General features: G+C 71.2%; 15 protein-coding genes. 9 read left to right on the top strand and 6 right to left on the bottom strand.

Going from position 1 to position 17,411, the window contains the following annotated elements; translation table 11 throughout:
* The first annotated feature begins 89 nt into the window (after positions 1-89).
* The gene (locus tag ACFFII_RS13505) at positions 90-602 is read left to right on the top strand and encodes a hypothetical protein (protein ID WP_377699397.1); all 513 of its coding nucleotides are present in this window, start codon (positions 90-92) and stop codon (positions 600-602) included.
* Positions 603-650: 48 nt separating this feature from the next.
* Here the strand turns inward: ACFFII_RS13505 and ACFFII_RS13500 are convergent, their stop codons facing one another.
* From ACFFII_RS13500 to ACFFII_RS13475, 6 genes are all read right to left on the bottom strand, one after another.
* Complete coding sequence (locus ACFFII_RS13500) at positions 651-1,745, bottom strand: response regulator (protein WP_377699396.1); 1,095 nt, start codon at positions 1,743-1,745, stop codon at positions 651-653.
* Positions 1,732-3,207, bottom strand: coding sequence for a sensor histidine kinase (locus ACFFII_RS13495; protein ID WP_377699395.1), 1,476 nt, complete (start codon positions 3,205-3,207; stop codon positions 1,732-1,734). Before ACFFII_RS13495 ends, ACFFII_RS13500 begins: the two co-directional genes overlap by 14 nt.
* An 87-nt stretch (positions 3,208-3,294) precedes the next feature.
* A complete protein-coding gene (locus tag ACFFII_RS13490; RefSeq protein ID WP_377699394.1) occupies positions 3,295-4,467 on the bottom strand; it encodes a DegT/DnrJ/EryC1/StrS family aminotransferase in 1,173 nt (390 codons plus the stop codon).
* A gap of 3 nt (positions 4,468-4,470) precedes the next feature.
* Positions 4,471-5,154 carry a PIG-L deacetylase family protein gene (locus ACFFII_RS13485; RefSeq protein ID WP_377699393.1) on the bottom strand — a complete coding sequence of 228 codons (684 nt, stop codon included), beginning with the start codon at positions 5,152-5,154 and terminating at the stop codon, positions 4,471-4,473.
* Entirely contained in the window at positions 5,141-6,058 is a 918-nt protein-coding gene (locus tag ACFFII_RS13480; protein ID WP_377699392.1) for a methionyl-tRNA formyltransferase, read from the bottom strand. The genes ACFFII_RS13485 and ACFFII_RS13480 overlap by 14 nt, the downstream gene beginning before the upstream one ends.
* A complete protein-coding gene (locus ACFFII_RS13475) occupies positions 6,055-6,690 on the bottom strand; it encodes a sugar transferase (protein ID WP_377699391.1) in 636 nt (211 codons plus the stop codon). Before ACFFII_RS13475 ends, ACFFII_RS13480 begins: the two co-directional genes overlap by 4 nt.
* A gap of 231 nt (positions 6,691-6,921) precedes the next feature.
* On the opposite strand from ACFFII_RS13475, the gene ACFFII_RS13470 reads away from it, so the two are divergent.
* From ACFFII_RS13470 to ACFFII_RS13435, 8 genes are read left to right on the top strand one after another with little or no spacing between them, the layout of a single operon-like run.
* Entirely contained in the window at positions 6,922-8,094 is a 1,173-nt protein-coding gene (locus tag ACFFII_RS13470; RefSeq protein WP_377699390.1) for a glycosyltransferase, read from the top strand.
* The gene (locus ACFFII_RS13465; RefSeq protein ID WP_377699389.1) at positions 8,091-9,956 is read left to right on the top strand and encodes a GumC family protein; all 1,866 of its coding nucleotides are present in this window, start codon (positions 8,091-8,093) and stop codon (positions 9,954-9,956) included. The genes ACFFII_RS13470 and ACFFII_RS13465 overlap by 4 nt, the downstream gene beginning before the upstream one ends.
* Entirely contained in the window at positions 9,943-11,340 is a 1,398-nt protein-coding gene (locus ACFFII_RS13460; RefSeq protein WP_377699388.1) for a hypothetical protein, read from the top strand. Before ACFFII_RS13465 ends, ACFFII_RS13460 begins: the two co-directional genes overlap by 14 nt.
* Before the next feature lie 32 nt (positions 11,341-11,372).
* Positions 11,373-12,671 carry a lipopolysaccharide biosynthesis protein gene (locus ACFFII_RS13455; RefSeq protein ID WP_377699387.1) on the top strand — a complete coding sequence of 433 codons (1,299 nt, stop codon included), beginning with the start codon at positions 11,373-11,375 and terminating at the stop codon, positions 12,669-12,671.
* Positions 12,672-12,688: 17 nt separating this feature from the next.
* A complete protein-coding gene (locus ACFFII_RS13450) occupies positions 12,689-13,942 on the top strand; it encodes an O-antigen ligase family protein (RefSeq protein ID WP_377699386.1) in 1,254 nt (417 codons plus the stop codon).
* Positions 13,935-15,212, top strand: a complete 1,278-nt coding sequence (locus ACFFII_RS13445; protein ID WP_377699385.1) for a polysaccharide biosynthesis/export family protein — start codon at positions 13,935-13,937, stop codon at positions 15,210-15,212. Before ACFFII_RS13450 ends, ACFFII_RS13445 begins: the two co-directional genes overlap by 8 nt.
* On the top strand, positions 15,209-16,378 hold the full coding sequence (locus ACFFII_RS13440; RefSeq protein WP_377699384.1) for a glycosyltransferase: 1,170 nt from the start codon (positions 15,209-15,211) through the stop codon (positions 16,376-16,378). Before ACFFII_RS13445 ends, ACFFII_RS13440 begins: the two co-directional genes overlap by 4 nt.
* Entirely contained in the window at positions 16,375-17,196 is an 822-nt protein-coding gene (locus ACFFII_RS13435; protein ID WP_377699383.1) for a sulfotransferase family protein, read from the top strand. Before ACFFII_RS13440 ends, ACFFII_RS13435 begins: the two co-directional genes overlap by 4 nt.
* The last annotated feature ends 215 nt before the right edge of the window (positions 17,197-17,411 follow it).

The following is a 17,411-nucleotide window of genomic DNA, read 5'->3' as shown; positions in this document are numbered from 1 at the left end:
GAAATCCTGCCTGTTTTCCTGTTCCGGTGAACAAGGGGGCAGGGGCGCGCGTTGCCCGGAAAACAACCTCTGGGAAGGAGAAGGAAGCGATGGTCACCATGTCTCGTCTCTTGGGTCCGGCAGCAATGGCGGCCTTGCTGGCCACGCCCGTCCTTGCGCAGCAGACCGCTCCGGCACCTGCCGGCGGCGCACCCGACGCGCCCGCCGCAACCGCGCCCGTGGCCGACAATCCCGCGCCCGATCAGCCCGATGCCGTTGCCGTTCCGACCGCGCCCGCAGCGGGCGGGGGCGAGCCTGCCGATCCCCACCTGATGCTGCCCGCTCTGACAGGCGGTCCCGACGGCTCGCCGACCGCGCTGCGCGGCAACCCCCTGCCCGGCACCTCGACCTCGATCCCCACGGCCAACCCGGCCGGCGTGCCGCCCCTGCCCGAGCGCCAGGGCCAAACGGCGGAACGCGAGGATACGGGGATCGAGGGGCAATGCGACCCCGTGACCAGCATCGGCTGCCCCGCCCTTCCCACGGGCGGCGCCACGCAAACCGTCAGCCCTGATCCCGCGGCCCCCGGCGGCTCTGCCGCGACCAGCGGCGCGACGAACTGAGCGTCCTTCCGGCCTGCGAGGACAACCGCGTCCTTGCAGGCCTGCGCCTCAGGCCGTCGGCCGAAACGGGGGACCCGCCTGACCCTTCGGGTCGGTGCAATGCGGGCATTCAGCCAAGGGCACGCTGCGCAGCAGCAGCATCAGGTCAGCCTGCCGCGATGTCATGGTCTTCTGGAAGATGTTCCGGAGGTGGAAGTTCACGGTCGTCAGACTGATCGCCAACTGGTCCGCGATGTCCTTCAGCCGCAGCCCCCTGGCCAGAAGCTCGGCCACCGCGGCCTCGCCGGCCGTCAGCCCGGCCGCCTGCGCGATAAGGCGGACGCCCAGCCGCCGCGCCGCGTCGAAGCCGAGGATCAGCGCCATCATCATGGGATCGCCCGGCCGGACCGGCAGCGAGCCCAGGTCGGACAGGACGACCAGCCTCCAGTTGTCCTGCGGAAGATCCTGGCTGATCACGGCGGCCGAATGATGGCAGCCGCCCTGGCGCAGGCTGTCATAGGCCGCGTTGATGGACTGCATGTAGTCGGCCTCGCCGATGGCATGGCGCAGCCAGTTGCGCGTCGGCGGGGAAAGTTCCTGAGACAGCCGCCGCGCGGCGCGGTTCGAGAAGCAGATGCGTCCGCGCATGTCCAGCAGCACCAGCCCGAAGTCCAGCCGGTTCACCGCCCGCACCAGCCCCGCCACGGCATCGTCCTGATGGGGATGCCCGTGGACCGTGGCGATCCGCGCCGCCAGCCGCAGTTGCGCGTCCACGGCCGCCACCAGCAGGTCGTAATCCACCGGCTTGACCAGGTAGTCGTCGGCTCCCGCCCGCTTGCCGGCCAGGATGTCCGAGCGGTCCGCAAACCCTGTCAGCAGGATGAAGGGCACGTCGTTCAGGTCCGGCCGCGTCTGGCGCACCCGGCGCAGGAAGGTCATGCCATCGATGCCGGGCAGGGTGATGTCCGACAGGATCACGTCGGCGCGGACACTGTCCAGCCGGGCCAGCGCGGCCTCGGCGCTGGTTTCGGCCAGAACGTCATAGCCCGCCTCGGTCAGCACCGCCGAAAGATCCTCGAGCAGGTCCGCCTCGTCCTCGCAGACAAGGATGAGGGCGCGCTCTTCCTCGCCCCTGGCCGGGCCGGGGCGCTCAGGAGCGGCCACGGCGCACCTCTGACGGGCCGGGCCGCACGGGCCGGTCGGGGCTGACATGCGGGGCTCCCGTTCCGGCCTCGGCCAACGGAAGCACCAGGTCGAAGCGCGCACCGTGCTGTCCGTCGCTGGCCACGCGGATCGTTCCGCCCTGGATCTCGGCCAGCCTGCGGGCCAGCCACAGGCCGACGCCGCTGCCGGGATGACCCACTGCGCGTTCGCCCCGCCAGAAGCGCTGGAAGATCGCGTCCTGGTCCGCCGGAGGAACACCCGCGCCCTGGTCGATGACCGAGATGACGGCCATTCCCTGCGCTTCTGCGGCCCGCAGTTCGACCGGGCTGCCGCTGGGCGAGTATTTCAGCGCATTCTCGACCAGGTTGGCCAGCGCGTGAAAGGCAAGGCCGGGATCGCAGAGGAGGCGCAGCCCTGCCGCGTCCGTCGGCAGGACCAGCCGCTGGCGCCCTTCCCCCATCCCCTCGTGTGCCAGGATCATGGCGATCAGCTGCTGCAACGGGACCGGGCGGGGGTGGATCGAGGGTGCACCGCCCTCGACCGCGCCCGCTAGCATGGCCTGATCCATGAAATGCAGCACCTGGCTGATCTGCCGCCGGATCCGCAGCAGGGCCGCGCTGTCCTGGGGGCGTTCGGCCAGATCGGCACGCGACAGCATCCGCTGTGCGGCGCTGTCGATCACCGTCAGGGGCGACCGCATCTGGTGCGCGATCACGGCGGCGATGTTGCGCAGATAGGCCGCGGAGTCGCAGGCGCGCTGCAGATCCCGCTGAAGCCTGCGGTCGTCCTGGACACGGCGCAGTGTCCAGAGAAGGCACAGGACGAGCCACGCCAGACCTACGAGCCCCGCCAGCACCGCCGCCGCCCCCAGCACGAGAATGCGGTAAAGCTGCCCCGCCCTTTCGACCTGCTGCGCCTCGTGGGCGCTCTGCACCCGCGCCCCGGCCCGACTGAGCGCCCGTTCCAGTTGCGTCAGCCGGGCGGCAAGGTCTGCAAGGTCGCCGCCGCTGTAAACGACGCGCGCCGGGTCGCGGTCCCGCAACTGGGTGATGGCGGCGGCGATCTCGTCGTCCAGCGCCGCGGCAGCGGCGGAACGGTCCCGCAGCACGGGCTCCAGCTGGTCCAGCCGGCGCAGCAGCAGGTGGTACCGGCGGATGAACTCCTGCCGGGCGGCCGGGTTCTGGGCATGGTCCTCCGCGACCTCGTTCAGCCGCAGGGCCTCGACCGCCGCCTGGACGTAAAGTCGGGGCATGTCGGCCACCGGGTCCCGCAGGGGGCGCGCTTCCATCCGCCACAGCTGCACCGAGGCGAAGACCGTCACCGCCAGCGCCGCCGCGATCAGCAGGAAGGGCAGCATCAGGCCGGGGGAAAAGAACAGCGCGTGCAAGGGCAGATGCCCCCGGACCTCGGCCTCGTCTTCGGGCGCCGCAACCGATGCCCGGTCAACCACCTCGCTCGTCATCGGCAGTTCCCTCCCCGTTGAGATCGGGACGGGCCGGGCGACAGCATGCGCCCGAGCCCTCGATCGACAAAGTCCCGGGGCGGCCGGTCAGGCGGCCGCCTCGGCGCAGGTTTCGACCAGGGCCGAGGCGACGGCGTCCAGCTCGTCCTCGGTCCAGGTGGGATCGACCAGCAGGCACAGGCTCGTCTCGCCCAAGGCCCGCGCCACGGGCAGCGGTTCGGGCGGATGCAGGCCGGGCGGGGCGAAGATCGCCTCGCGGTAGATTTCCGAGCAGCTGCCGGTGAGCACCGGCCGGCCGCGCGCGGCCATGGTGGCCAGGATGCGGTCGCGGTCCCAGCCGGGGGCCAGCCGTTCAGGGCGGACGAAGGCATAGAAGCGGTACCAGGCATGGGTCATGCCATCGGGCGGCATGGGGATGCGCAGCAGGTCCGTGCCCTCCAGCGCCGCCGCCAGCCGCAGGGCATTGCGTTCCCGCGCCGCCCGCCATTCGGGCAGCCGCCGCAACTGGACCCGGCCCAGCGCGGCCGAGGGCGCCGTCATGCGCAGGTTGGTCCCCGGCCCCGCCGCGTGCAGCCAGCGGAAACCGGGGGCCGGGTCCTTCTGGAACACCAAGGCGCGGTCCTTGCCATGGTCCTTGAAGCTCCAGATCTCGTCGAACAGGGCGTCGTCGTCGGTGACGATCATGCCACCCTCGCCGCCCGTGGTCATGATCTTGTCCTGGCAGAAGGAATAGGAGCCCAGCGTGCCGAAGCCGCCCACGGGCCGCCCGCCGATGGCCGCGCCATGGGCCTGGGCGCAGTCCTCGATGACCCACAGCCCGTGCCGCGCGGCCAAGGCCATGATGCCCTCCATGTCGCAGGGCCAGCCGGCCAGATGGACGGGAATGATGCCGCGCGTGCGGGGGGTGATCAGGGGTGCGATGGTTTCGGGCGTGATGTTCTGGCTGTCCGCGTCCACGTCGGCGAAGACCGGCACGCCCCCCGCCAGCAGCACGCAGCTGGCCGAGGCGACGAAGCTGCGGGGCGTCACGATCACCTCGTCGCCGAGGCGCAGGTCCAGCGCGCGCAGGGCCGCGTCCAGCGTCACCGTGCCGTTCGCCATGGCGATGGCATGGGCGGTGCCGACGTGATCCGCGAACTCGCGCTCGAAGGCCGCGACGTCGGGGCCGGTCCAGGCATTGACCTTGCCCGAGCGCAGCACGGCCGCCACGGCCTCGACCTGTTCCTCGTCGTATTCGGGCCAGAAGCGGGTTCGATGCATGGCTTACTCCACCAGACGGATTGCGACAAAGGCCTCGGCCGCGGCGCGGTGGACGGTCGCGCCGCGCAGGGTCGCCAGCGCCCTGAGCGCGGCGACCGAGCGTTCGTGGGGCGGCTCGCGCTGCTGGCTGGCGAACAGGGCGAAGGCGTCGAGCTTGCGGTCGAGCGTGGCCGAGATGTCCACGAAAAGATTGGGCAGGAAGGCCGGGGTCAGGTAGGGCGCGTTCCAGTTGGTTTCCGACAGCGTCTCATAGGCCAGGACCCGGCGGGGGTAGTGGTGCTGGTGCGGGCGGGCCGCGACCAGTGCCGACAGGAAGCAGAGCTGGTGGTCCAGGTGGATGTCGCCGGGATGCGGGGCAAAGACCGTCACCGGATCGACCGCGCGCACCAGCCCGCCGATCGCGGCATTCAGGTCGGCATGGGCCATTTCCCCCAGTTCGGCCGCCGGGCAGTCAAGGAAATGCGTCTGCGCCACGCCCAGCGCCCGGTGCGCCGCCTCGGCCTCGGCCCGCACGCCCTGGGCCTGCTCGGGCGAAAAGCGGGGCGCGCGGCCGGTGGTGACGATGGCCACATGGACCTCGGCGCCCGCCTCGGCCAGCCGGGCCATGGTGCCGCCGACGCCCAGGACCTCGTCGTCGGGATGCGGGGCGAGGACCAGCACCGGACCCTTGTCGTCAAGCAATCCCATCGTGCGGGCCCCCCAGTACCTCGTGCCGCCGCGGCGCCGCGCCGCTCCATTCCAGAAGATCGAGGCAGCGGCCGTCGCCGCACATCACCGTCAGGGCGCTTCCGTCAAGGTCCTGCACCTGCCCGGGCAGGCCGATGAAATAGCCCTCGCGCGGGTGCAGCCGGGCGGCGGCGACCGTGATCGGGCCGCCCGCGCCTGCGGTCAGCGCGCCGGGATAGGGCGGGCCGACGGCGCGGACCAGCCGCTCGATCTCGGCCGCGGGACGCTGCCAGTCGATGATCCCGTCCTGCGCGCGGCGGCGGGCGCAGATCGTGGCCTGGGCGTGGTCCTGCGGGATGGCGGGACGCTCTCCCCGCGCCAGCGCCTCCATCAGCGGCGGCAGCAGCGCCAGCATGGCGGCCACGCTGCGGTCGTAAAGCTCGCGCGCGGTCATGCGGTCGGGGTCGATGTCGAACACCGCTTGGGCGGCGATGGGACCGCTGTCGGTGCCCTCGTCGATCCAGAACAGCGTGGCGCCGCCCTGCCGCTGGCCCGACAGGATGTGCCAGGGGATCACCGCCCGCCCCCGCATCCGGGGCAGGGCGGCGGGATGAAAGCCCAGGACGCCCAGCCGGGGAATCGCACGGAACTCGGGTCCGACCAGCTGCGACCAGCCGATGACCAGGATGACGTCAGGCGAAAGCGTGCGGATCGCATCCTGCGTTTCGGGGGCCGAAGTCCGGGCCGTGCGGTGGACCGGCACCCCGTGGCGCGCGGCGAGAGGGCCGAGGTCGGCGAAGTCCGAGTGAGCCCCGGCCCTTTCCAGGGGCAGCGTGACCACCAGCGCGGGCGCATGGCCCGATTCGCACAGGGCCGCCAGCGCCAGCGCCGAGCCCTCGACCGCGCCCACGAAGACCGAGATCACGACATGGCCCCCGCCATCCCCATTTCAGGTGGCCCGTCGGTCTGCTGGTCGCGCAGCCAGGCTTGGGCGCGGCGCAGCCGCTCCTCGTGCCGGTGCTCGCCGCGCAGGGCAACGCCCAAGGTGTCGCAAAGGATGCGCAGGTCCAGCCCCGGGCTGCGGTGGGCGACATACCACAGGTCCAGCGCCAGCTTCTCGTCGTCATTCAGCCGGGTGTTGCCGCTGACCTGCGCCCAGCCGGTCAGTCCGGGCCGCACCGAGTTGCGAATCACCCCAAGCGCCCCGAAGCCGCGCAGGGTCGATTCGAGCAGCGGGCGCGGTCCCACCAGCGCCATGTCGCCCGCGATGATTCGGTCCAGCTGCGGCAGCTCGTCCAGCCGCAGGCGCCGGACGACGCCGCTGACAGGGGTCTGCCGCTGCGCGTCGGGCAGAAGCTGGCCGTCGGGACCCCGCGCCTCGGACATGGTGCGGAACTTGGGAACAAGGATCGCGCGCCCGCCCTGCCCCACGCGCGGCTGGCGGAACATCAGCGGCCGGCCCAGATGCGCCAGCAGAAGCCCGGCCGTCAGCAGCCGGAACGGCAGGGTCAGTACCAGCAGTGCCCAGGCTACAAGCAGTTCTTGCCATCTCGCCATTGCGAAACGCCACCATCCAATTCAATTACCAAGATTCCCTAAAGAGGGGAGTTCAACTCAGGATTTAATTCCCGACAGATTGGCTTCCTTTGACCCTCGAGGGATTGAACATCCATGCAAATCATCATGGATCAGAGATATGCACAATTTCAAGAATTGTATTTGGCGAAACACCGCAACAGCGTAATGTGCAGGCACGACTCTGTTTCTAGGCCGCACGGAGAACTGCCGATGTCCGAAGCCCGGGTCATGCATGTCATCACGGGAACGGCGCTTGGCGGGGCCGAGATGATGCTGCTGCGCTATCTGCGCGCGCTGGGGGATGCCCGGGCAGGGCACGTGGTCGTGTCGATGATGCCGCCGGGGGCCCTGGCGGCCCAGATCGCGGCGCTTGGGGTTCCGGTGCGGACCCTGGACGTCGCAGGCGCGGCGGGACTGCCCGCGGGCGTGATGCGGCTGGCGCGACTGATTCGCGAGCATGACCCCCAGGTGCTGCACGGCTGGATGTATCACGGCTGCCTTGTCGGCACGCTGGCGGTGCTGGCGGCGCGGCGCGGGGACATCGGGCTTCTGTGGGGGATGCATCATTCGCTGGCCGATCCGCGCCGGGAAAAACGCATGACCCGGGTGGTCTTCGCGGCGCTCAGGCGGCTGGCGGGCCGGGCGGACGTGATCACCTACTGTTCCAGGGTGGCGCGCGACCAGCACCGGGCGCAGGGGCTGTCGGGCGCGCGCGACCGGCTGATTCCCAATGCCATCGACTGCGACGAGTTCCGGCCCGACCCCGGGGCACGGGCACGGCTGGCCGCGCTGGCAGGCATCCCGCCGGGGCGGCTGATCGTGGGCAGCGTCGGCCGCAACCACCCGATGAAGGACCATGCCGCCTTTGCGCGCTGCATTGCCGCGCTGGTCCGCAGGGGCCTTGATGTCCACGGCGTCGTCATCGGCGAAGGCCAGCCCGGCGGCCCCGCCGCGCGGCAGGCGGCGGCCGAGGGCATCGCCGACCGGCTGGCCGCCATCGGCCCGCGCCAGGACATCCCGGCGCTGGTGCCGGGGTTCGACCTTTATGTCCTGTCCTCGGCCTGGGGCGAATCGATGCCGCTGGCCGTGGCCGAGGCGGTGGCCTCGGGCGTGCCGGCGGTGGTGACGGACGTGGGCGACAGCCGCTGGCTGGTGGGCGAGGCGGGCGCGATCTGCCCTCCGCGCGACAGCGCGGCCATGGCCGAAGCCGCGGCGGGGATCCTGTCGCTGTCCCCGTCCGAACGGGCCGAACTGGGCCGCCGCGGGCGTGATCGCATGATCGCCCTGATGTCGATGCCTCACTACGTCGACCTGCATGAAACCGCCTACCGCGACGCCCTGATCCGTCGCGCCGCACCCAGCCAACAAGGGGCCGTCGCATGAATGCACCGATGCGCGAGGGCCCGGTCCCGAGCCAGTTCGCCCCGCCGGGCGGCGGCTTCCGGGCCGAGGACATCCTCAACCTTCTGCGCCGCAACATCTGGCTGATCGTGGCGATCTGCGCGACGACGCTGGCGGTGACGGCAAGCTACCTGTCGGTCCAGCCCGACATCTACCGCGCCCAGGCCGCGATGGAGCTGACCAACGCCGAGGTCCGGCTGAGCCAGATCGACGCCCAGTTCGAAAGCTACGAGTTGAACAGCGCCCGGATCGCCACGGTGATGGATGTCCTGCGGTCGCGCAACTTCGCCCAGACGGTCGCCACCAACCTGGACCTGTTCGACAACCAGACCTTCCTGCCCCGCCCCAAGGACCAGCCAGCGCCCGACAAGGAGACCTGGAAGCGGATGGTGGTGGACCACCTGCTGGCCTCCTACAGCGTGCACCGCGCGGGCGAGAGCTTCGTGATCACCGTCCAGACCGAGGCGCAGGACCCCCAGACGGCAGCCCGGCTGGCCAACGGCATCGTGCGGAACTTCGTGGAAACCTCGGTGCGCGACCAGTCCAAGGTCATCGACAATTCGGTCGCCTACCTGCGCGGACAGGTCAACGCCCTGGGCGAGGAACTGTCCCAGAAAGAGGTCGAGCTGGCCGAGCTGATCCGCACCAGCGCGCTGGACGACGCGGACCTGCCGGTGCAGTTGCGCCGCGAGCTGAACCACCTTTCATCGGTCCTTGCGAACCTGGAAGCCGACGGGCAGGGCCAAGGCGCCGAGGCCGGGCAGATCCGCGACCAGATCGCCGCGCTCGGGTCCCAGCTGGACGAACGGACCCGCAACGACCTGGCGAAGAACCGGCTGGAACGCTACCTCGACCTGCTGTCGACCCGCTACCAGACCGCCATCGAGCGGCTGAACGAGATCGAGCCGCGCAAGGACATCGTGCAGGCCGACGCGCGCCAGATCTCCAAGGCCGAGATCCCGGTGGCCCCCGCGGCGCCGAACCGGGGCGCGACGCTGGCGGTGGTGCTGGCGGCCTCGCTGGTGCTGGGCTTCCTGCTGGCGCTGCTGCGCGGCGCGCTGAAGCGGACGGTCGAGGACGGGGCGCAGGCGACCCAGATCAGCGGCAGGCCCAACCTGGCGACGATCCCCCATGTCCGCCGCCGGGGCGTGCTGGCGCGCCGCCACGATCCCGTCGGCTTCCTGCGGCGCTTTCCGCGCTCGGGCTTCTCCGAGTCGCTGCGCTCGTTCTTCACGATCTGGTCCAGCCAGCGGCGCGACTCGGACGCGCCCAAGCTGGTCATGGTCACCTCGGCCGCGCAGGACGAGGGCAAGTCCACCATCGCCTCGGCCTTTGCGGCGTCGGCCGCGCTGGACGGGCTGCGCGTGCTGCTGCTGGACTTCGACAGCCAGCACGCGGGCGCCTCGGACATCCTGCATGTCCAGGCCGAAGGGCTGCCCGTGGCCGCGCTGGCGGACGGCTCGGCTTCCTGGCGCGAGGCGGTCCGCCCGGTCCCCGACTTCGAGCGGCTGGACGTCCTGAGCTTTCCGGCGGGCACAAGCTGGACCAGCCGCCTGATCTCGGCCTTCGCGGCCCGCGTGGTGCCCGACATGCGCGAGGACTATGACCTTGTTGTTCTGGACACGCCGCCTGCGCTGTCCAGCGCCGATGCCGTGCGCTTCGGCACCATCGCCGACGAGGCGCTGGTGGTCGTCCGCGCAGGCCAGACGACCGAGGGCGCGCTGCAGGCCACCATCCAGAAGCTCGAGCGCGCGGGCATCGTCGTGGGCGGCACCGTGGTCAACGACATCGAGCCGCGCCGCTATCGCCAGCACAACCACGGCGCGGGCTATGAATACGCGTAACTGGCGCAGGCACCGGCTGCGCCCCCTGGCCCTTGCCTGCGCGGCGGCGCTTGCGCTGCTGCCCGGCACCGTCGCGGCCCGGCCCGCCTTTCCGGGCGCCGTCGGCCATGGCGCCGAGGCGGGCGGCTGGCGCGGCGGGCGGCTGATCGGCGTCACCTCGCTGGCGGACAGCGGCGCGGGCTCCTTGCGCGCCTGCGCCGAGGCCAGCGGCCCCCGCGTCTGCATCTTCCGCGTGGCGGGCACGATCACGCTGAGCCGGCCAATCATGGTCCGCTCGAACGTCTACGTCGCCGGCCAGACCGCGCCGGGAGGCGGCATCCAGTTGCGGCTGGGGCGATCGGACCACGGGCCGCTGGTCGTCAAGGACGCGACGGACGTGGTGATCCGCTTTCTCAAGCTGCGCCCCGGCACCGGGGGCAAGACCAGCGCCAACATCGACGCGCTGACGGTGGAAAACGCCCGCCGTGTCTATGCGGGCAACCTGTCCATGGCCTTTGCCAGCGACGAGACCTTCAACATCCATGTCTCGGGCGCCACCGCCAGCGACATCACCCTGGCCGACAGCATCCTGGCCTACAGCCTAGACCGGGCGAACCATCCCGAGGGCGCGCATTCCAAGGGCGCGCTGATCTGTTCGGACGAGGGGCGCAATCCCCGGTGCGGGCGGATCAGCCTGATCCGCAACCTGTTCGCCCATCACCGCGACCGCAACCCGGACGTCAAGGCGACGGCGATCGGACCGGTCGAGATCATCAACAACATCTTCTACGATCCCATCAGCCAGTTCGGCGAATTCTACGACCTGCTGGGCGAAACGCGGATCGCCTATGTGGGCAACCTCGCGCTGACGGGCCAGTCCACCACGCCCCGCGCGGGCACGGCGGTCGAGGTGATCGCCCGGATCGGGGGCAACCCGATCTCGGTCTGGGAAGAAGGCAACCTCGCCTTCCGCCAGAAGGACTGCGGCCCCCGTCGCGCGATCCCGATCCTGGACGGACCGGCGCTGGTGCATCGCGCGCCCCTGCCCCCGCCCATGACGATGAGACCCGTGGCGGCGACCACGCTTGAACGCACCCTGCCCGCACGGGTGGGCGACGTGCTGCCCGGCGGGGGGCACCGCGACTCGCTGGACCGCCGCATCCTGAACGATCTCGCGCGCTGCGAAGGGCGGGTCATCGACCAGCCCGACCAGGCCGGAGGCTGGCCCGCCATCGCCTCGGCCGCGCCGCCGCCCGACCGCGACGGCGACCTGTTGCCCGACGCCTTCGAGCAGAGCCACCCCGGTCTGCGCCCTGCCCGGCCCGACGACCCCTGGGCCGATCCCGACGGCGACGGGATCCCGGCGGTCGAGGCCTGGCTTGCCGAACTTGCGGGCGACCGATGAGCGCGCGGGCGGCTTCCCCTTCCCCGGCCGGGATGCGCCGCAGGCTGCTGCACAACCTGGCCTGGGTCGGCTCGTCCCAGGCGGTGATCGCGGTCCTGGGGCTGGTGTCACTGGCGCTGACGGCGCGTGCCCTCGGCGCCGCGGGCCTGGGAGTGCTGGCCGTGGTCGAGGCCTACTCCCGCAGCATCGCCCGCCTGCTGCACCCCGAGCCTTGGCAGGTGGTGATCAAGCATGGCGCCGAGGCGCTGGAGGCGGGCGACCACGAGCGCTTCGAGCGGCTGGTCTGGCTGTCGCTGGTGACGGATCTGGCGCTGGGGCTGGTGGCGGCGGTGGTGGGAGTGGCGCTTGCGGGTCTTGCCGCGCACTGGATGGGCGCGGTGGGCGACGGGGCGGCGCTGCTGGCCCTGGGGGCGACCGCCGCCCTGCTGGCCGCGCGGCCGACCGCCATGGGCGTGCTGCGGCTTTACGACCGCTTCGACCTCTTGGCGCGGATCGACATGGGCATCGCCGTCCTCAGGCTGGCGCTGGTGGCCGTGGTCTGGGCAGCAGGCGGTGAACTTTTCGCCTTCGTGCTGGTGTTCGTCGCCTGGACCATCGCCGACGGGCTGCTGCCGATGCTGTTCACCCTGCCCCAGATGCGCCGGCGCGGGCACCGCCTGTGCCCGGCCTCGCCCCGCCGGATCGCGGCCGAGAACCCGGGCCTGCTGCGCCTTTTCGTCAACAGCAACGCGAACGTCACCCTGCGCCAGTTGCGCCAGCGCTTCGACATCGTGCTGCTGGCGGGCGTCCTGCCCGCCTCGGCCCTGGGGCACTATCAGCTTGCCCGCCGGATCGGAGAAGCGGCCCTGCGGCTGGGCCGCCCGCTTGGGCAGGTGACATTCCCCGAATTCGCGCGGCTGGTGGCGCGGGGCGACCGGGCGCGGCTGCGGCGGCTGCTGGTCTGGTCCTCGCTGGGGCTCAGCGCGGCGCTGCTGGTGATCCTGGCGCCGGTCGCGACCCAGATGGACCGGCTGCTGCCGCTGGCCTTCGGCTCCGGCTTCGCGGGCGCCGCCGCCTGCGTCAACATCATGACGGCGGCGATGGCTTTGTACATGGCAGGGCTGACCAGCGGGCCCGCGCTGATGGTGCTGGGGCGCGATCAGGCGATGACCGTGCTGACCGGGGCCACGACCGCCTTCTTCTTTGCCGCGCTGATCCCTGCCGCCCGGATCTGGGGGGCCGAAGGCGCGGCGGCCATGCAGCTTGTCGGCAACGCGCTGTGGCTGGTGGCCTGCCTGGCGCTGGCCCTGTCGGCCTCCCGCGTGCCCACCCAGGGGCAGGCTGCCACATGACCGCAAGGGGCGCCCGCATGACATCCCCCCTGCCAGTCCCGCACATGGGCGTGCTGGCGCCGGCGCATTCTCCCGGCTTTCACTTGGCGATGCTGGCGGTGTTCCTGTCGCCGATGAACCATTTCCGGCTTGATGTCGTCTATATCACCGCCTCGGACGCCGCGGTGGTCGTGGCGCTGGTGGTGATGCTGTGGCAGGGCGCGCTGCCCCGGCGTCCCTTCGGCGGCGCCACGGGCCTGTGGATCGCAGGGTTCCTGATGCTGGGGACCGGGCTGATGCTGGGCTCGATCGCCCATGCGGCGGGGGTGGAGCTGGGCAAGGTGATGGCCCAGTATGCCTTTTCGCTGCTGCTGGTGCCTCTGGTCGTCGCGGGGCGCAGCCTGGACAAGACGGTGGCGCTGGCGCGGGTGCTGGTGCTGTCCATCGTCGTGGTCATGCTGTTCGGCATGTGGATGATCCATTTCGTCCCCGACCCGCCCCTGCGCTTCGTGTCCTACAACAACCGCATGCGCTCGCTGGTCGAGCGGGAAAACGAATGCGCGGCTTTGGGCGCGGTGGCGGTCGTGTTCCTGCTGGGCCTGTGGCAGGCGGGCTTTGCCCGGCTGTGGGAGCTGCTGGTCGCGCTGCCGATCCTGGCCTACGGGATCATGCTGACCGGATCGAACACCGGGCTGATGTGCGCGGCCTTGGGCGTGGGCATGATCATGGTCTTCGCGCCCTCGGGCAGGCTGACGCTGTTCGTACTGGTCGTGGCGGGGTCGATCCTCGCCCTGGGTTTCGCCTTTCCGGCGCTGGTGCCAGACGTCTTCCGCAGCCGCGTTCTGGAAGGGATCGCGGCGGCCGACCCGGCCCTGTCCGGCACATTCGCCGACCGCATGCTGCTGATCCAGGAGGCCTTCCGCCTGGCAGACGAGCGCCTGCTGATCGGCATGGGGGCCGAGCAGTTCCGCAACATCAGTGTCTTCGATGCGCCCGTCCACAACACCTATCTGCTGCTTCTGAACGAAGGCGGACTGCTGTCGCTCTGCGGGCTGGTGGCGTTGATGCTGGCCGGGCTGCCCGCGCCGCTGTCGCACCTGCCTTTCCGCCGCTACCGCGGGGTCGCGGCCACAACGCTGACGATCCTGCTGATCTTCGCCCTGATGCTGAACACCTTTCCCCATTTCTACGCGCGGTTCTGGAACGTCCCCCTGATCCTTGCCCTGTCGCTGTCCTGCGCCCTGCCGCAGGCCCGCGCGCCGCGCCCGAGCCGGAGTGCAGCCCATGCGTGACCTTGTCCTTTCCGCCCTGCTGTTGGCCCTGGGCGCCGCGCCCGCCCTGGCCGAACCCTACCGCCTGCATGCGCAGGACCGGCTTCTGGTGCGGGTCGTGGCCTGGGACCCCGACGCCAACGGGCTGGCCGACTGGGCGGGCGTGTCGGGCGAATACCTTCTGGCTTCGGACGGAACGCTGCAATTCCCGCTGGCAGGCACTGTGGCGGCCGAGGGGCAGACAATGACCGCCCTGCAGGAACAGCTGGCCACGGCATTGGGACGCAACGCGGGCTTGGACCGCCCGCCCCATGTCACGGTCGAGCTGGTCGAAAGCCTGCCCGTCTATGTCCTGGGCGCGGCCCAGAGCCAGGGCGCGGTTGCCTTCCGCCCCGGCCTGACCGCCCGGCAGGCGCTGGCGCTGGCGGGCGGGGTTTACCGCAACCTGTCCTCGGCCGACCCGATGCTGATGGCGCGCATCGCGGGCGACGCGCGACTGGCGGCCGAGGAGCTGCGCCAGCACGGGGCCGAGCGCGCCGCCATCGAGGCCGAGCTGGCCGAACTGGAAAGCCCCGAGCCGCAGCAGGACACCGAGCTGCCCGCCGACGCCGACCTGCGCAGCCGGCTGCAGGCGGCCGACCGGGTGGCGCGCAATGCCCAGGCGGCCAGCCTCGACAGCCTGCAGCAGTTGCTGCGCGACAAGGCCGACAAGCTGCGCCAGCAGATCGTCCTGCGCGACCAGCAACTGGCCGACAACCGCCGCGACCTGGAAGGCATCGCCGAGCTGAAGGAAAAGGGCCTGGCTGTGAACGCCCGGGTCACCGCCCTGACCACCGCCATCAACGACATGGAGGCCAAGCGCCTGGACCTCGAGGCGACCCTGCTGATGGCCGAGCAGCAGCTGAACGAGGCCGAGCGCGACCGCGCCGCCATCATCGACGACGCCCGCAGCGCCAACCTGCAGAAGCTGGCCGAACTGGAAGACGAGATGGCCGCCACCGCGATCCGCCTTGGCACGGCCGACCGGCTGCTGACCCAGGCCATGCTGGCGGGCGAACTCGCGCCCGAGCCGGGCGCGGCCGAGCAGCCCGTTTTCGTCGTCACCCGCATCACCGATGGCACGCCCGAGCGGATCGAGGCCACGCCGGACATGGCGCTCGAACCCGGCGACGTGCTCGAGATCGCCCTGCCCGGTGCCGTCGATGCCTCTGCCCGGCCGGTCGCGGCGGCTCCGCCTCCTGCCGCCGTGGGACAGGTCGCGGCGGCCAGCCCTGCCCTGGCGGCGCGATGACGGCAGCGGTGCGCGTGCTGTTCCCCTTCGCAGGGGGCGATCTGGTGGGCGGCAGCCACCAGTCGGCGCTGCGGCTGGCCGCCGGGCTGGACCGCCGCCGCTTCGAGCCGGTCGTGCTGGTGCATGGCGAGGGCGGCAAGGTCGCGCGCTTCGCCACCCAGAACGGGCTGGACCCGATCCGCGTCGACCGGCCCGGGATCATCGCGCCGCGCTATAGCCGCAGGCCAGGGGACGCCTCGGCGCCGGGCTACCTGCTGACAGGAGTGCCGCGCCTTGCGCGCCTGCTGCGGCGCTGGAAGATCGACATCGTCCATACCAACGACGGGCGAATGCACCTGACCTGGGCCCTGCCCGCGCGTCTGGCCGGCTGCCGGCTGATCTGGCACCACCGCGGCGACCCCGGGGCCGCGGGCGTGAACCGGGTGGCGCCGCTTCTGGCGCACCGGGTGGTGACGGTCTCGGACTTCTCGCGTCCCGCACGTCCGATCCGGCCGCTGGGGGACCGGCTGCGCGTGATCCGCAGCCCCTTCGACACGCCCACCGACCAACCCGACCGCGCCGCCTGCGCCCAGGCACTGCGCGCCCGCATCGGCGCCGCGCCCGGCGCGGTGGTGCTGGGCTATTTCGGCGCGCTGAACGAGCGCAAGCGGCCCGACCATTTCGTCCGCGCCATTGCCGCGATCCGCAGCGCCCTGCCCGGCCGGGACATCCACGGCGCGATCTTCGGCCGCCCCGAGCGCGACGGCGACCCGGTCGAGCAGGACCTGCGCGCCCTTGCCCAGTCGTTGGGGATCGCCGACCGCATCCACCTGATGGGCCATGTCTCGCCGGTCGAACCCGTGCTTGCGGGCGTCTTCGCCCTGCTGGTGACGGCGCGGGGCGAGCCCTTTGGCCGCACCCTGATCGAGGCGATGCACCTGGGCACCCCCGTGATCGCCACCCGCCACGGCGGCAACCCCGAGGCGATCGAGGACGGGCGGAACGGGTTCCTGGTGGATCCCGACGATCCTGCCGCCTTCGCTGCCCCGCTCGCCCGCCTGCTGGACGAGCCGGGAGTGACCGCTCACATCACCGCCGCCGCCCGCACGGGTCTCGACCGCTACAGCACGGCCGAGCACCTGCGCCGCGTGCAGGCCCTTTACGACGAGGTTCTGGAACGGACATGACACGAGGACCCGACTTCATCATCGCGGGCGCCGCGAAATCCGCGACGACCTGGCTTCAGCAGTCTCTGCAGGCCTCGCCGGACATCTGGATGCCCGACCCCGAACTGCATTTCTTTTCCCGCACCTACGAGTCGGGCTTTCCCTCCTACCTGCGCCATTTCGCGGATGCCCCGCCGGGCGCGCTGACGGGCGAGAAGTCCAACTCGTACCTGACGATGCCCGAGGCGGCGGGCCGCATCCACCGCCACCTGCCCGGCGTGCGGCTGGTCTTCCAGCTGCGCGACCCGGTGGCGCGGGCCTATTCCGACTATTGCATGCTGTTCCGGCGCGGCGAAGTGGATGGTGACGTGGCCCGCCACCTCGATCCCGACCGCGCGGCGCAGGGCCGCTTTCTGGCGGATGGCTGCTATGCCGACCACCTGGAACGCTTCATCGCGCTTTTCGGGGCGGAACCGATCCTGGTCCTGCTGTACGAGGATGTCCGCCGCGCCCCGGAACGCCAGCTGCGCCTGTTGGCGGCGCATGTGGGCCATTCGGGCGCCTTGGCTCCGCCGCTCACCGAGCGGGTCAAGGATGCCCGCGCGGCAGCCGTTCCGCGCCCGCTGCGGCGGCTGCTGGCGCCGCTGCGGCCGGTGCTGGACCCGATCCGCGGCACTGCCCCGCTGCGCGCCCTGCGCGGCATGGTGGCCCGTCCCTATCGCTATCCCCCGCTGGACCCCGTCCTGCGCAGCGAGATCGCCGATTTCTACAAGCCGCAGATCGCCCGACTGGCTGTTCTGACAGGTATCGATCCCGCGGCATGGGGCAGCCGCGCCTGAGTTCCGCAGCCTTTCCGCAAGTTGTCTGACGCCCTCCGAAGCGAGGGCGTCTGTCTTTCTGGCCTTCCGGTCCCGAATCGCAGCACCGGCCAAAATGGGCTAATGGTTTGAGGACAAGAGAGTAACGCCCCCTTCATTACGACCCATGGTTGTTATTTAGCGCAATCAGAAGTCAGATTTGAATCCGCGCACGACGGCATTGCAAATGGCTGAGA

Origin of the sequence: Paracoccus niistensis, from assembly GCF_042432925.1 — a bacterium.
GTDB classification, from domain to species: domain Bacteria; phylum Pseudomonadota; class Alphaproteobacteria; order Rhodobacterales; family Rhodobacteraceae; genus Paracoccus; species Paracoccus niistensis.
Note: the sequence above shows the minus strand (reverse complement) of the source record. Positions and strands in the feature narration are given on the sequence as shown.